16 protein-coding genes are annotated in these 14,316 nt (G+C 44.5%); 2 read left to right on the top strand and 14 right to left on the bottom strand.

Annotation, left to right across the window (positions count from 1 at the left end; genetic code table 11):
• Positions 1-23: 23 nt before the first annotated feature.
• The 10 genes from J7649_RS11565 to J7649_RS11520 form a co-directional block, all read right to left on the bottom strand.
• Entirely contained in the window at positions 24-878 is an 855-nt protein-coding gene (locus J7649_RS11565) for a type II secretion system protein N (protein ID WP_219308161.1), read from the bottom strand.
• Positions 878-1,621: a type II secretion system protein N gene (gene gspN / locus J7649_RS11560; RefSeq protein ID WP_219308159.1), complete on the bottom strand. Its 744-nt coding sequence runs from the start codon at positions 1,619-1,621 to the stop codon at positions 878-880. Before gspN ends, J7649_RS11565 begins: the two co-directional genes overlap by 1 nt.
• A gap of 182 nt (positions 1,622-1,803) precedes the next feature.
• Complete coding sequence (locus J7649_RS11555) at positions 1,804-2,130, bottom strand: H-NS histone family protein (RefSeq protein WP_026055760.1); 327 nt, start codon at positions 2,128-2,130, stop codon at positions 1,804-1,806.
• A 141-nt stretch (positions 2,131-2,271) separates the two neighbouring features.
• Entirely contained in the window at positions 2,272-2,700 is a 429-nt protein-coding gene (locus tag J7649_RS11550; RefSeq protein WP_004729290.1) for an acyl-CoA thioesterase, read from the bottom strand.
• 8 nt (positions 2,701-2,708) lie between these two features.
• Positions 2,709-3,902, bottom strand: a complete 1,194-nt coding sequence (locus J7649_RS11545; RefSeq protein WP_044113062.1) for a membrane protein — start codon at positions 3,900-3,902, stop codon at positions 2,709-2,711.
• Positions 3,903-3,908: 6 nt separating this feature from the next.
• On the bottom strand, positions 3,909-4,748 hold the full coding sequence (locus J7649_RS11540; RefSeq protein ID WP_004647307.1) for a hypothetical protein: 840 nt from the start codon (positions 4,746-4,748) through the stop codon (positions 3,909-3,911).
• Positions 4,745-5,524: a uroporphyrinogen-III synthase gene (locus J7649_RS11535; protein ID WP_004278631.1), complete on the bottom strand. Its 780-nt coding sequence runs from the start codon at positions 5,522-5,524 to the stop codon at positions 4,745-4,747. The genes J7649_RS11540 and J7649_RS11535 overlap by 4 nt, the downstream gene beginning before the upstream one ends.
• A complete protein-coding gene (hemC, locus tag J7649_RS11530; RefSeq protein ID WP_219308157.1) occupies positions 5,524-6,447 on the bottom strand; it encodes a hydroxymethylbilane synthase in 924 nt (307 codons plus the stop codon). Before hemC ends, J7649_RS11535 begins: the two co-directional genes overlap by 1 nt.
• 108 nt (positions 6,448-6,555) lie before the next feature.
• Positions 6,556-7,296, bottom strand: coding sequence for a LytR/AlgR family response regulator transcription factor (locus tag J7649_RS11525; RefSeq protein ID WP_004278633.1), 741 nt, complete (start codon positions 7,294-7,296; stop codon positions 6,556-6,558).
• A gap of 69 nt (positions 7,297-7,365) precedes the next feature.
• The gene (locus J7649_RS11520; RefSeq protein WP_219308154.1) at positions 7,366-8,520 is read right to left on the bottom strand and encodes a sensor histidine kinase; all 1,155 of its coding nucleotides are present in this window, start codon (positions 8,518-8,520) and stop codon (positions 7,366-7,368) included.
• Between J7649_RS11520 and argH the strand changes: the two genes are divergently transcribed.
• Positions 8,511-9,941, top strand: coding sequence for an argininosuccinate lyase (gene argH / locus J7649_RS11515; RefSeq protein WP_219308152.1), 1,431 nt, complete (start codon positions 8,511-8,513; stop codon positions 9,939-9,941). The two genes, J7649_RS11520 and argH, sit on opposite strands and share 10 nt — an antisense overlap.
• Positions 9,942-9,956: 15 nt before the next feature.
• Positions 9,957-10,226 (top strand): oxidative damage protection protein, encoded by a 270-nt coding sequence (locus J7649_RS11510; RefSeq protein WP_004278636.1) that lies wholly within the window; start codon positions 9,957-9,959, stop codon positions 10,224-10,226.
• 257 nt (positions 10,227-10,483) lie between these two features.
• Here the strand turns inward: J7649_RS11510 and J7649_RS11505 are convergent, their stop codons facing one another.
• From J7649_RS11505 to uvrC, 4 genes are all read right to left on the bottom strand, one after another.
• Positions 10,484-10,759, bottom strand: coding sequence for a hypothetical protein (locus J7649_RS11505; RefSeq protein ID WP_219308150.1), 276 nt, complete (start codon positions 10,757-10,759; stop codon positions 10,484-10,486).
• Positions 10,760-10,800: 41 nt separating this feature from the next.
• Positions 10,801-11,388, bottom strand: a complete 588-nt coding sequence (pgsA, locus tag J7649_RS11500; protein ID WP_016806864.1) for a CDP-diacylglycerol--glycerol-3-phosphate 3-phosphatidyltransferase — start codon at positions 11,386-11,388, stop codon at positions 10,801-10,803.
• 107 nt (positions 11,389-11,495) lie between these two features.
• Complete coding sequence (locus J7649_RS11495) at positions 11,496-12,290, bottom strand: thioesterase family protein (protein WP_219308148.1); 795 nt, start codon at positions 12,288-12,290, stop codon at positions 11,496-11,498.
• 115 nt (positions 12,291-12,405) lie between these two features.
• A complete protein-coding gene (uvrC, locus tag J7649_RS11490; protein ID WP_219308146.1) occupies positions 12,406-14,205 on the bottom strand; it encodes an excinuclease ABC subunit UvrC in 1,800 nt (599 codons plus the stop codon).
• Between the last annotated feature and the right edge of the window lie 111 nt (positions 14,206-14,316).

Here is a 14,316-nt window from a genome sequence, read left to right as displayed (position 1 = left end):
CTAACCCTATGCGTGATGACACATCACTTCAAATCTTGTTGTATGGTCATCACCTGATCACCACGTTTTATTTCGAGTTTGACCTGACCTTCACGTCGGGCCTGTTCCAGTAATTGTGCTTCGGTCTGTCCCTGGCTCAGCGTCTGGCCATTTAAAGACAAAATCCGGTCGCCTGGTCTTAAACCCAGACGATTACGCAGTGCAGCCGGCGTCCGTGAAGTCACTTCATAACTTCCATCTGCTGCACTCACCCCCATATTCTGTAAATACTGGTCCTTATTTTCCTGCATCTGCTGGATGGCCCGACCAATTTCATTCTGTGGCGAAGGCTGCTCAGGCATACCACTATTAGAAGGCATAGCAGGCATTGAACTTGAAGAGGCTGATGTTTCCGGCACAATCGGCTGATTCAAGCCATTTTCCAGACCTTTGAATAAGACTTCCTGAGTAGCACCTGTGGATCGACGTAAAATAACCCGATCCCAATACACTTCAGCCAACTCAAAACCGCTATTGGCTAGCATTTCCCCGACACGGTAACGATCGACCTGATCATTAATTTTCAGTACAGCAGAAGAGTTATAACTTGGACTGGCAACCACCACCCCTTGTAAAATGATATTGGCCGTTTCAATCACACCCGTAGACTGCCCTACTTCCTGAAACAGTGAAAATGCACTGATATTCGGAATTTGTGCCTGTTGCGAGCCCAGTTCAACCCGATCCAGCTGCATGGCTTGGGGTGGAGCTATCAGCAACCAGAACAAAGCCGCCAGCTTCCAGCATAAGTACAGAATGAGCAGCAACAAAATCACAGGTGCAGCACGATTGATCTGTTTCAGTTCAATATTTTTTAAATCATTCAAAGAAACTGCCATCAGTTCAAGCCTCCCATTAAGGGCTGGCGGGTACTGATCACATAGGTATCTAATCCGGCTTTACCTTCATAAGAAGGCGCATTCATTAAAAAGCGCTGGGTGAGCTGAATATCCAGCATCAGACTCGGATCAAGCTTGATATTCAGCATGCGTTGATCGCGACTATCCCGAACATCAACTAACAGCTGTCCGCTTTCATCTGCGAGTTTTCCAGTCATTGCGGGTACATTCATGCGTTCCTGACGCTGAGCAAAGGTATAAATCAGCTCACCACCCGCCCATTGCATTTGCCCATCCACCTGACTGAAACCCTGTTCTTTTTTATATTTAAAATCCAGATCTTTAAACTGAATCGCAGTACTCGGCCATTGCCAGTCTGCAAGTTTTTTTAGAGTTTCAGGCGCGATCTGCCCTTCAAGATTTTTGACAATCAAAGACTTATTCAGACCATAAGCCATGATCCCGGAAAGCTGGGTATTGCCGCTATGCAAATCCACATGTGCCCCAACCCGCAGCAACAGCAAATCCAGAGGCCGTACTTTCCAGTTCAGACTGCCCCGAAGATTGCCTTTTTTCCAGTCCGCACTTCCCTGCCAGATATTTCCGTTTACATTATGCAAAGTCTGATTATTTTTATAAAATTTTAAAATTAACCAGGCCGCTGGCACTTGTAATACGACAAAAATAAAAAATGCAACAAGAGCAAGGATCAACCATCTTAAAGTTTTCGGTTTACTGCTCATCCCCACCACGACCAATCGCTCAAGTCCAAATCCCCATTTATAATTTTTCCCTTATACCCACACATTATGCACACTTTTCTGCCAACGCCAATTCATAGATATAAAAAAACCAAGCAGGTATGCTTGGTTTAATCATCTTAGACTGTCTGTATGACAGCCTAATGACCAGATCAAATGGAGGCCTAGATCAGAAAATCGTCCAGCTTTGCGCCTTTTTCCAATTCTGCCACTAACCAGCGCGGTTGTTTACCACGGCCAGTCCAGGTATCGTCCGGATTGCTTTTGCTACGGTAACGCGGCTCAACCGACTTACGTGATGATTTTTTACGTTTAGACGCACCAAATTCAAGTAACTGTTCAACTGTCATACCCACTTTCTCGGCAACTGCCAAGATTTGCTGATAAGCGTCTTCAATCTCTTGATCTTTTTTTGAAGCAATCAGTGATTCTGCTTCTGCTTGTAAACGTTTTAACTCTTCTACTGATAAATGCGTAATATCTGGCATAATGCTCTCCGAAAAATAATATTATTCATTTTATTAAATAATAGCCCCATCATATTTATATTAAATAAAACATTCAATATAAAACCTTAAAGCAATAACAATAAAGTTTAAAAAAAATTACAAAATAAAATGCTTCATTCATTTTTAAATTTCATGTTGAACGCTTAATTCAAGTGCTTTGATTTTTTCGCGAATATGTTCCGGAATTTCTGTTTTCTGCATGGTCTTTTTATCGACACAGACAATAACTGCTTCTGAAGTAGCAACAATACTTTGCTGTTTTTCACTCCATAATACATATTGCATTCTAACTGCACTATTACGGATTTCTTCAATACGTGCTGCCACTTTTAAATGATCAGGAAAAACCACGGGTTTTAAATAACGGCACTGATTGGATGCCACTACGGTAGATACCGATTCAGTGAGAATTTCTAATTGGGTTAAATAAGCTAGACGTGCACTTTCGACATAACGGTAATACATGGCATTATTGACATGTCCAAAGGCATCCATATCGCCCCATGCAACTGTTTGTTCATAAATAACTGGATATTGTTTTAATTCTGACATCATTATTCTCAAGTCTTAATTTCTATAAAGTTTACATTCGATTCAAATACTGCATTTAACTGCTGTAGCAAGTCCTCCCGATCTTGTAAGGCAGCTTTAATTCTTAAATAACTCATACGAATATCATCCGGATACAAGTCAAGTAGTTGCTGGGCTTGATCTGTATAGCCTGTGGCTTGCAACACATGCCATTTCGCAAAGCTTAAAACCGGTAATGCCGGATACTTGGTTTCCCAGTGCGAAATCTGTTGTGCAATCGCATCATAATCCGGGTTTTGACGCAATAACTGTTGCTGGAACCACAAATAAAATACATCCTGATTAAATTGCTGTTCCATTAAATGAATCGCAAGCACTTCATGCTCGGCACTCATTTCTGGCATTCTAAATAATAATTTCAACCATAATAATTTGACCGAATAGTCACGATCAAATATTTGCGGTTTTAAATCTAAATAACGTTGCTGTAAATAAAATAAATCGTCCTGTGTGGCTTGGTCATAGGCTAATAATAATTGTTCAAGCCATGTTTTTTTTACTTCTTGGTCTAAATGCCCATATTGGGTCGAACGTAAATATAACCAAGGAAACTGCATGGCAAATACCCCCCATAAGGCGACAAGGCGCTGCTCATAGGCTGTTTTAACCTGTATTAACCAAGGTGATAATTCATGCTGATTTAAAAACTCTAAATGGGTAAGTGCTTGTTCACCTTGCTGTTGTGATAAATAAATTTCAATCCGCTGTAATTCTGCCAATTCAAATGCCATGGGATTGGACTGATTTAAAGCAGTTAATGCATGGGTATATTGCTGTTGCCCCCAAGATAAACGTGCATCAATAATATGTTTAAGTAAACCCGACTTAGTAAAAGACTGCTGAATAAAATCCCGCTGATCCTGCGCAGCGTTTAATAACCAGATCACGGCCAATTGTTCATAAGGGTGCAAGCGGGAAAAACTAAAGACTGTTTCAGTTTTACGCTTTTCACGACTGCGATACTGCTTGATCGCATACCAGATGCAATGCATCAGAAAACTTACACTGACCAAGGATGCGGCCAAAAACCAGAGGGTGGTTTGTAACTGCCACTCGCGCCAATACAGATAGACATAGCCAGCCCCATGTCCATAACTCAGGATACTCAGCCCCGCAATACCAAGCAGGCAGACAAATAAATAGGCTAGCAGAATCTGTTTCATAAGCAATTAGCCCACTAGGGTGCGTGTGTTTAATAATGGAATCGGAGTAATCGGGGTGGCCTTGATTTGATACAATTGCTGAATCCATTTTTGGCTCTGTGCATCCGGCAATTGTTCCAAGACTTCAATCACGGCATTCAGTGCCTGCTGAAAAGCGACAGATTGGTCTTTTTGTAAGGTATTCTGTGCGATGAGCAAGCGCAACTGGGCCTCTTTCAGTACCAGATGCCGTTGCATCAAGACTGTGCTTGGCTGATCTGCGGATTCAACCTGAATCCAGCGCTGCCAGAAAGAGCGTTGAGTTTCTGGACGCTGACGATGTGGTGTCTGAATTTCTTTTTCAATTTCAGCATCCATCTGCACCAAGAGTTCTTTTACTTTATTTTGCTGCACTAATCGGCTGTTCACGAATTTTTTCAGCATGTCCTGATCTTTCGCAATTACTTGCTGCAAACTACTGACCAAGGCAGGCGCTAAAACATAATCATCCAGCTCATTGGATAACTGAGTTAATTTTTCTATTGCAGTGGCGTATTGTTGCTGTTGCAGTGCAAATTCGATCAGATCCAGATGTTGCTGTACCAAGGCAATATCATTTTGCGTTGCATCAATTGTCACTTCACGTCCTGACGCTTTAGATGAAGTGGTTCCAGCATTTTCCTGCTGAGCAGAAATCTGGCGTTTTAAAGCCACGAACTGATCATTGAGATTGGCATTTTGCTGCTGTAACTGATTGATGCTTTGATTGAATTCAGTCTGTGCTGTATTCAGAACATGTAAGTCGTAGCTGAGCTTAACTAGCCACGCCATACTCAAGATGAACAATACAATGAATAGTTTCTTCATGCGTTCCCTAATATCAGCCTCATTTTCTGCAAGATCGTGTTTGCGTCTAAATCATCGATTTCTACGAATTGAAAACTTGCCTGATGCTGCTGTTGATATTCCCCAAGAATAGTAGCCAAACGTGGCCCCAAAACCAAATAACAGACGTGCTGCATGAACTCTGCATCATCCTGCATAAGTGCCAGCCAGTTTAACCAGCTTGCTTCACTGGTGATCAGAACTGCAAAACGCTGCTGCGTCTTAAGCAGCCCCAGGTTCTTTGCCAAAATCGTTGCTGTCGTTTCAGGACATTGCCGCCGGTACAAAATAAAGTTTAAAACTTTAATATTGCTGGCACGTAAATGATCCATCATAAATTGACGACCACCTTCTCCGCGCCAGAAGGCTACACCTGAACCAGAAGCCAGTTGCTTCAACACAGGCAATTGCAGCATGCCTTCCGAAGTTTCGACCTCAGGCACATGACTATGAATGCCATAGCTCGCCAATGCCTGTTCAGTGGCTTTACCCACTGCCACCCAATGCACCTGTGCCAAAGTCGAGAGCGCGACTCCAGCCTGTTGCAAATATTGCATACCAATCTGGGCAGCCGTCGGGCTAACCACCACAATAATCTGTGCCTGCTCCAGCTGCTGATACAAACTCGACAGCTCATCGGAATAAGGCATTGCATGCAGTTCGAGCAAAGGCAATTCTAAAACAGACACTTGCGCTGCCTGTAACTGCTGGGTCAAACCTGCAGCACGATCACTGGGGCGGGTATTAATCAATAACATCAGTGTGAATAGAGTGCTTTCAGCAACTCGCCAGCACCTTGATCAAGCAAGTCTTTTGCCAGCTTCACACCCAATTGCTCTGCATCTGCCGTTTTTCCAGTCTGCTGTGCCCGGAGCAAAACTGCTCCATCGATACTGCCTACACGACCTTCGATTGAAATCACACCCTCTTTGAGCGTGGCATAACCGGCAATCGGCACCTGACAGCCGCCTTCTAGATAGGCATTAAAGGCACGTTCGGCACGTACACACGCATCTGTATCCGCATGCAGGAGTGGCTGAATCAAGTCCAGCACCGTCTGATCATGAGTACGGCATTCCAGTCCCAATGCCCCTTGACCCACGGCCGGCAGACTGACTTCAGGCGTCAGAGTATGACGAATACGTTCTGCCAGACCCAAGCGTTTTAAACCGGCACTGGCCAGAATAATCGCATCATACTGGCCTGCATCCAGTTTAGATAAACGTGTGCCGACATTACCGCGTAAATCGATAATGTCCAGATCTGGACGCTGTTTTAAAATCTGGGTTTTACGGCGCAAGCTTGAGGTTCCGACTTTGGCGCCTTGTGGCAATTCTTCAAAACTAGTGTAGGTATTCGACACAAAGGCATCTAAGGGATCTTCACGTTCACAGATCACTGCCAGACTCAGACCTTCGGGCAAGGCCATCGGGACATCTTTCATGGAATGCACAGCCAGATCTGCACGACCATCCAGTAAAGCGGCTTCTAATTCTTTTACAAACAGTCCTTTTCCACCAATTTTAGCCAGTGGTGTATCTAGAATTTTATCGCCCTGTGTAACAAAAGTGACTAACTCGACCTGCAAACCAGCGTACAAATCTTGTAGGCGCGCACGGATGTGTTCCGCTTGCCAAAGCGCAAGTGGACTTTGTCGAGTTGCAATTTTTAGGGTCTTCATAAATTTCAATAACAGTAAATGAGAACAATAGTCTAAACTTAACCTGCTCACTTGAAAATGCAAGTGAATTTATACAAGTTTCAACTGAATGCTCTCATTCATCCCCCGCTAAAGCTTTTGAATCCGATCTCGTAAAAACGGTAAATGTCGCCGACTAACCGCCAAACGATCGTCCAGCTCACGACAACGTACCTGATACTGACCAGAACTCACCACTTCCAGACCATCCAGATAATGCACCGAGATCAAGGCATTACGATGAATCCGGATAAACTGGTTCCCAAACTCCTGCTCTAACTCCTTTAAGGTTTCATCAATCAATACACTGCCGTTTTTATGACGCACAGTGACATATTTCTGATCCGCCAGAAAATAATAGATATTTTCAACTGGCACCAATTCGACACCACGATAGGTCTTTGCCGCAATCTGCTGGCGGCTGATATTGATTTCGTCCATATTTTCTTTTTGTTTTAGTTGGCTCATTTGAGCTTGGGTAAGTTTAGTTAAGTGCTCTAAAACCTGTGCCAATTCCTGTTGCATCACCGGTTTAAGTAAGTAGCCTTCGGCATTTGATTTAAATGCATCCAGCGCATGTTGGTCATAGGCCGTACAAAAGACAATGGCCGGCATTGGATCCAGTTGACGCAAATGTTGCGCACAAGCCAGTCCGTTCATTTCAGGCATTTGAATATCTAATAGGATGACATCGGGTTCGTATTGGTGAGCCAGATCAATCGCTTGACGGCCATGGCTTGCTGTCGCCACCACATCATGCCCCAGTTGAGAGACTAAACGTGATAAACGCTCGACGGCCAAAGGCTCATCATCACAAATCAGGATGTCCATTTCTCCTCCTTACTCAGTTAACATCATCAGATGAATGATAAAGCTAACTGCGATTTCTTTGATTTATTTTTATTTATATTGATATCGCACTACCGTCGTAAACATCCCTTCGCCGGCAAAGGTTTGAAAAGTCACACTGGGTCCATAATAAGCTTGCAGACGCTGTCTGACATTTTCTATTGCAATACCATGTCCCTTTTTTAAAGTTTTATTATCCTGTGCATAAGGGTTCGTTATGATGATATTAATTTGATTTTGCAATATTTCAACCAATATGCTTATGGTACTCTTTGTAAGAATTTTTTCAACTCCATGGAAAATACTATTTTCTAGCAAGGGTTGTAAAGTTAATAATGGAATTTGAACTTGTGAGTATAAGTCTTTGTTTTCTAACTTCCATTTGACCTGCAAACGCTCACCTAGACGGATCTGCTCAATCTCCAGATAGCGCTGGCACAGATCAATTTCCTCCTGCAGGCTGACCAGTTTTAATTCCTGAAAACTGGCACGAAATAACCGTGACAAATTCAGCAGCATGTGCTCGGCTTTATCCGGATTGATACTGATCAGGCTGATCACACTGTTCATGCTGTTAAACAAAAAATGCGGCTGAATCCGTGCCTGCATGGCCTGAATCCTAGCATTCAACTCACTATGCTGCTGCTGCTCCCATTGCTCACGTAAATAAAGATAGCGAAAACAGAAAGTTCCCAGCAAAATTCCCAGACTTAAATGGAGTCCGACCCGATCCAGCGCAATCGCCAGGTTTAAATCCTGAAAATTAAAATTCTGTCCAAAATATATCAAGATATTCAGGTTCACCGTAGTGAGCAGTACAATTGCCTGTAACAGCAGAAATCCAGAAATCAAAGCCAATTTGATTCCCATACGTTGAAAGGCTTGATGGAACAGCTCGACCAGTGCTGCGAAACATAACAGTACCCAGTTGATATACAGGATATTTTGCAGCAGGTGCATTCCATTCAAAGCCTGCCAGGATTGCGCTTCTGCAAGCGCCAGAATCATGGCCAGAATATTGCCGCCAGCAAACAGTTCCAGCAAATAGCGTAGATTGCCGATCTGGCTAAAAAAATAGGAATTTTGCGTCTGTTCGTTTATCGATGTAAAAGATTGAGCAGATGTGACTTCGGCAATGGGCTTTGAATTTGTTATACTCTTTTTCGTTCTACTGCTTTTAATCTGATTGAGCCGACATGACCACATCTTCTAATTCCTCTAATCCATCACACGCCCAGACTTCGGGTATGTGGGGCGGTCGTTTCTCTGAAGCGACTGATGCTTTTGTTGCTGAATTTACAGCATCTGTTCAATTTGACCAACGTTTTTATAAACAAGATATTGCAGGCTCGATTGCCCATGCAACCATGCTGGCAAAAGTGGGCGTACTGACCACGCAAGAACGCGATGACATTATTGAAGGTCTGACAGCGATTCAAGCCGATATTGAAGCAGGCAACTTTGAATGGCGCATTGATTTAGAAGATGTCCACATGAACATTGAGTCACGCCTGACTCAACGTATCGGCATTACTGGCAAGAAACTGCATACCGGTCGTAGCCGTAATGACCAGGTGGCTACAGATATCCGTCTTTATGTACGCGATGAAATCGATAGCATCCTGGAATTACTGAAAAAATTACAAAAAGGTATTTTAAGCTTAGCGGCTAAAAACACCGACACCATCATGCCAGGCTTCACCCACTTGCAAACCGCTCAGCCAGTGACTTTTGGTCATCATCTAATGGCTTGGTTTGAAATGCTGGTACGCGATTCAGAACGTCTGATTGATTGCCGTAAGCGTGTCAACCGTATGCCGCTTGGTTCTGCTGCACTTGCAGGTACTACTTATCCAATCGACCGTGCTTATACTGCTGAACTGCTAGGTTTTGAAGCTGTTGCTGAAAACTCGCTGGATGCAGTATCGGATCGTGACTTTGCGATTGAATTTAATGCCGCTGCATCTTTAATTATGATGCATTTATCACGTATGTCTGAAGAACTGATTCTATGGACATCTGCACAGTTTAAATTCGTGAATATTCCGGATCGTTTCTGTACTGGTTCTTCGATCATGCCACAGAAGAAAAATCCGGATGTCCCTGAACTGGTACGTGGTAAAACCGGCCGTGTCTATGGCGATCTAATGAGCCTGTTGACTCTAATGAAAGGCCAGCCACTTGCTTACAACAAAGACAATCAGGAAGATAAAGAGCCATTATTTGATGCGATCGATACAGTTCGTGGTTCACTCATGGCATTTGCCGACATGATTCCTGCACTGGTTCCAAACATTACCGAAATGCGTGAAGCAGCATTACGTGGTTTCTCAACTGCGACTGACCTAGCTGATTACTTGGTGAAAAATGGCGTTGCATTCCGTGATGCACACGAGATTGTAGGTAAAGCGGTTGCACTCGGTGTACAAGAATCTAAAGACCTGTCTGAATTGACACTCGAACAACTGCAACAGTTCTCTGACCTGATTCAAGCAGACGTATTTGAAAAAGCCCTAACTCTTGAAGCTTCGGTAAATGCCCGTAATCACATTGGTGGCACCGCGCCTGCTCAAGTGAAAGCAGCCATTGAGCGTGCACATGCGCGTTTGGAACAACTTTACGCATAATTTTGGAGTATGGATATGTCTCGACAAGTTTTTTGCCGTAAGTATCAGGCGGACATGGAAGGTTTAGACTTTGCTCCATTCCCGGGGCCAAAGGGTCAGGAATTGTTTGACACCGTGTCTAAACAGGCTTGGCAAGAATGGCTAAAACACCAGACTACGCTAATTAATGAAAAGCGTTTGAACGTGTTTGAAGCAGATGCGAAAAAGTTTCTTGAAGAACAGCGTGAAAAGTTCTTTAACAATGATGCATCCCTAGAAAAAGCCGAAGGGCTGAAGCCTGAGTAATTTTTAAAGCATTGCTTTAAAAATTACGCAAGACAAGCGCTGAAAGCGCGCGTAGGCTTTAATCTAAAAGAATCTCCAACTTTGGGGATTCTTTTTTTATACGTTGTTCTAAACATTACTCAAGACAAGGATGAAATCCGCGTAGGCATAAATCTATCCCCTATCTCAAGGGATTTTTTGACTAATCTAGCAAATCTTACTAACCAATATTTAGGGTACAAAAACAGATTATCACTTACCCTATTTCGTCTATCTAGTCAGTCACTATCCTGCTGAAAAACATTCAGATTTGTATCAAAATAATGGATTGTAAAAGCAATATACAGAGTAATCACAAAACACAACATTCTGCTACAAGAAGCCACATGATTTAAAAAAATCACATCTCTATAATAAGCCCTAAGAAGATGAGATATCTTTGAATAACTATAATAACAAGCAACAAATACCCCGATTTCATCCCAGTTCTTCCCCCAAAGGCTGGGTATTTTTTTGCCTGCAATTTGCCGATTGGCTTGATAATTTAAGCGCATAAAAAAAGCCCCCTTTCAAGGAGCTTCTCTTTTCATTTCGATTAAGGCTGTTTCAGATATGGCCAAGCCGCTTTCAGATAAATGAACATCGACCATAAGGTGAGTACCACTGCGGTGTATAGCAAGGCATACGCCAGCATTTCCAGCGGTGGCCAATTTAACAGAAATACGGTGATGGCGATCATCTGGAAAGCAGTTTTGTATTTACCCACCGTTGAAACCGCAACATTGGTCCGCGCACCGAGTTCTGCCATCCATTCACGCAGGGCTGAAACGGTAATTTCACGCGAAATAATCACAATCGCAGCAAAAGCCATCGACATGGAAGGCTGCCATTGCACCAATACAATCAGTGCAGCTGCGACCATCAATTTATCTGCAACCGGATCGAGAAACCGCCCAAAAGCGGAAGTCTGGTTTAATGTACGTGCCAGATAGCCATCAAACCAGTCCGTTACCGCAGCCACCACAAAGATCGTGGTTAAAATGATATGCCGCGTCATATCGGGGTTATGAGCATCAAAGCCCATTGCAGGCGGCCAGTAAGCCACCAATAAAAATACCGGAATAAGAGCGATACGCGCCAAGGTCAAGATATTTGGAATATTCAGGATACGACCTGTAGTCATAGACACCGCCAATTGTTCCCCTCATGTACGATGAAAATGCACACTTTTTTAGAGGTTTGATCCATCATTAATAGGCTTCACTTTATACGAATTGACTTGCAGTGTCACTAGGCAAACACCGTCACTGTTTGTCTTGCCATCGCAATCAGGCGATTTTCGGCATCCCAGAGATAGGCATGCTCCGTCGCATAACCATCCGCAGCATAGTCGGTAAATACTTTATATTTAAACCAATCATGCAATTGATGTTGAACCGGATGCACATAGGTCACTGTCCAGGTCAGACTACTCGCAGGTGCCATGTTTTTAAACATCGGTAACACCCCGGGTGGCCAGATATCAAAGATGGCCATCAGGTCGGCGACCAAAAATTCACGATTGTGATGCTTTTCAGGATGAAATCGGCACCAGCCACCAAAGTCCGGACGAGGACTGGCACTACAAGGCAGATTGATATCCGCCCAGGCTACTTCGAAATGGTCATAACAGTCTGGCATGCCATAACCCGCAGGAATCTGAAACAGCTGCTCTGGCACAGCATAGTCAGGTGCTTGAGCTTGTTGCTGTACCTGAATCTCTGAATCACGGGAAATACCGAAACTGGCAATCAGAATACTTTGCACCGCGTCGTCCTGCCATAAGCGCACTTCAATCGTGGTCACTGACTTGCCTTGCCGCAGGATTTCGGCACTCAGTCGTACTTTGGCTTGCTGAATCGGGCCGACAAAGGTCACACTGCAACTCAGCAAATGCTTGGCCGGATCATTGATGTGAGTGACGGCTTTTTGCATCATCATCGCGGCAGCCAGACCACCATACAGAGTACGACCCTGTAACCATCCCTGTGGAAACTCTACCCATTCCTGTTCGGCAATTTGTGCATAAAGTGCATGCAAAGACATGTTGATCCCTCAGTAAGTCTTGATGCTCAGTATATTCGGCAAAATTCTTCAGGTTGTGAATGTCACGTGACCCAAGCGTCAATGCGCACTTTGGCCCTTGCATTTAAGCCACGCGTCATTCATGCAGCACTTTATAAATCATCCGGGCCATGACTGAACCCAGTCCCGGTACCAGTTGCAGATCTCGTTCTGAGGCTTTCAGTACGCCCTGAATCCCGCCAAAATGGGTCAGCAAATCCCGACGGCGTTTTGGTCCGAGCCCCGGAATAACTTCCAGCACTGATGAACCACGCTTTTTATCGCGTTTGGCACGATGCTTGGTAATCGCAAAGCGGTGTGCTTCATCACGTACCTGCTGAATCAGATGCAGCGCCTTATGATCTTCCGGTAATTGAATTTTACTGCCATCGGTAAAGTGCAGGGTTTCCAGACCGGGCTTACGCCCCTCACCTTTAGACACACCAACCATAAAGGCATCCAGACCTAGTTCCTGCATAACCTCCATCGCCATGTGCAATTGCCCCTTGCCACCATCAATCAGCAGCAAGTCCGGCAACAGGGCTTTCTTATAACGACGGGTCAGCGCCTGACGCATGGCGGCATAGTCATCGCCCGCCTGAATATCGTGAATGGAAAACTGGCGATAATCGCGCTTGCGCGCACCACCACTATCAAAGACTACACAGGATGCCACGGTATCTTCGCCCATGGTATGTGAAATATCGAAGCACTCGATCCGGTCTACCGGACGGCCGACCACCTGCTCCAGCTGATGAAAACGCTCATTTAATTCTATATGATTGGCCAGCTTACCCTGAATCGCGTGCTGTACATTCATCTGCGCCAGTTCTAGCCATTCGGCCCGGGTTTCACGGACTTTGGACTTGATCTGGATTTTCTTGCCAAAATGCTGCGACAATGCTGCTTCCAGTTCCTTGCGGTCAGCCACTTCCAGATTGACAATCAGTTCAGCCGGGATTTCATCGGCTACCTGAAAATAAAAATTGGCAATAAAATCGGCCAGCATCTGCCCTAGGTCATCACTAAGCATATCCGGGAAATAACTTTTTCCACCTAGCATTTTACCATTGCGCACATGCATGATCTGCACACAGGTCACCCCGGCCTGATAGGCAATCGACAGGATATCGGCTTCACCTTTGAGCTTATAGATCGCCTGCTGCGACTGTACGTCTCTTAACAACGCCATCCGGTCACGATAGAACACCGCTTTTTCAAATTCCAGCGCTTCAGCGGCCGCTTCCATTTTTGTGATCAGTTCCTGATTCAGCTCCTTGGTATCGCCCTGCAAAAAGCGGATCGAGTTATCGACATCTGCCTTATAGTCTTCCGGAGAAATAAATCCGACACAGGGCGCAGAGCAGCGTTTGATCTGGTATTGCAGACATGGCCGGGTCCGGTTGGCAAAAAAACTGTTTTCACAGGAACGCACATTGAACAGTTTTTGTAGCACCACCAGAGTATCCCGGGCGGTATACGCACTCGGATAAGGTCCAAAAAACTTACCCACCTGGTGCTTGCCCTTGCCGCGCCCACTGGCTAAACGCGGATAGGGTTTATCTGCCGAAACAAAAATATAGACATAAGATTTGTCATCACGCAGCATGATGTTATAGGGCGGATGATGCAGCTTGATCAGGTTCTGTTCCAGCAACAAGGCTTCAGTTTCAGAACGTACCACCAGGGTCTGGATATCATAAATCCGTGCCACCAAGGCCTGGGTTTTGGGATGATCCAGCGTTTTGACAAAATAGCTGGAGACCCGGTTTTTCAGGTTTTTGGCTTTACCCACATACAATAATTCACCGTCTTTGCCATACATCCGGTAGACCCCGGGCAGGCTGGTCATATTCACCAGGATTTTTTCAATATGGGGGCGTGCGTTTTCGTTCACCTAAAGCCTATTTTTCACCTACAATCTGCAGATATATGTGATGATTGTTGCGTCATTTTCAAGCAAAAACACAAAATTCCCCTGAAGTTGCCATCCAATCTTAAAGTTCCT

Origin of the sequence: Acinetobacter lwoffii (assembly GCF_019343495.1) — a bacterium.
GTDB classification, from domain to species: Bacteria; Pseudomonadota; Gammaproteobacteria; order Pseudomonadales; family Moraxellaceae; genus Acinetobacter; species Acinetobacter lwoffii_P.
The sequence above is the reverse complement of the archived record's forward strand: the minus strand, read 5'-3'. Positions and strand labels throughout refer to the sequence as shown.

Bases quoted from the DNA above. Each gene is read 5' to 3' on its own strand.
- J7649_RS11525 (WP_004278633.1), bottom strand. From the start codon at position 7,296: ATGGACATCCTGATTTGTGATGATGAGCCTTTGGCCGTCGAGCGTTTA.
- J7649_RS11565 (WP_219308161.1), bottom strand. From the start codon at position 878: ATGGCAGTTTCTTTGAATGATTTAAAAAATATTGAACTGAAACAGATC.
- gspN (WP_219308159.1), bottom strand. From the start codon at position 1,621: ATGAGCAGTAAACCGAAAACTTTAAGATGGTTGATCCTTGCTCTTGTT.
- J7649_RS11510 (WP_004278636.1), top strand. From the start codon at position 9,957: ATGTCTCGACAAGTTTTTTGCCGTAAGTATCAGGCGGACATGGAAGGT.
- J7649_RS11505 (WP_219308150.1), bottom strand. From the start codon at position 10,759: ATGCGCTTAAATTATCAAGCCAATCGGCAAATTGCAGGCAAAAAAATA.
- J7649_RS11550 (WP_004729290.1), bottom strand. From the start codon at position 2,700: ATGTCAGAATTAAAACAATATCCAGTTATTTATGAACAAACAGTTGCA.
- J7649_RS11520 (WP_219308154.1), bottom strand. From the start codon at position 8,520: ATGTGGTCATGTCGGCTCAATCAGATTAAAAGCAGTAGAACGAAAAAG.
- J7649_RS11535 (WP_004278631.1), bottom strand. From the start codon at position 5,524: ATGTTATTGATTAATACCCGCCCCAGTGATCGTGCTGCAGGTTTGACC.
- J7649_RS11495 (WP_219308148.1), bottom strand. From the start codon at position 12,290: ATGTCTTTGCATGCACTTTATGCACAAATTGCCGAACAGGAATGGGTA.
- J7649_RS11540 (WP_004647307.1), bottom strand. From the start codon at position 4,748: ATGAAGAAACTATTCATTGTATTGTTCATCTTGAGTATGGCGTGGCTA.
- J7649_RS11545 (WP_044113062.1), bottom strand. From the start codon at position 3,902: ATGAAACAGATTCTGCTAGCCTATTTATTTGTCTGCCTGCTTGGTATT.
- hemC (WP_219308157.1), bottom strand. From the start codon at position 6,447: ATGAAGACCCTAAAAATTGCAACTCGACAAAGTCCACTTGCGCTTTGG.
- argH (WP_219308152.1), top strand. From the start codon at position 8,511: ATGACCACATCTTCTAATTCCTCTAATCCATCACACGCCCAGACTTCG.
- pgsA (WP_016806864.1), bottom strand. From the start codon at position 11,388: ATGACTACAGGTCGTATCCTGAATATTCCAAATATCTTGACCTTGGCG.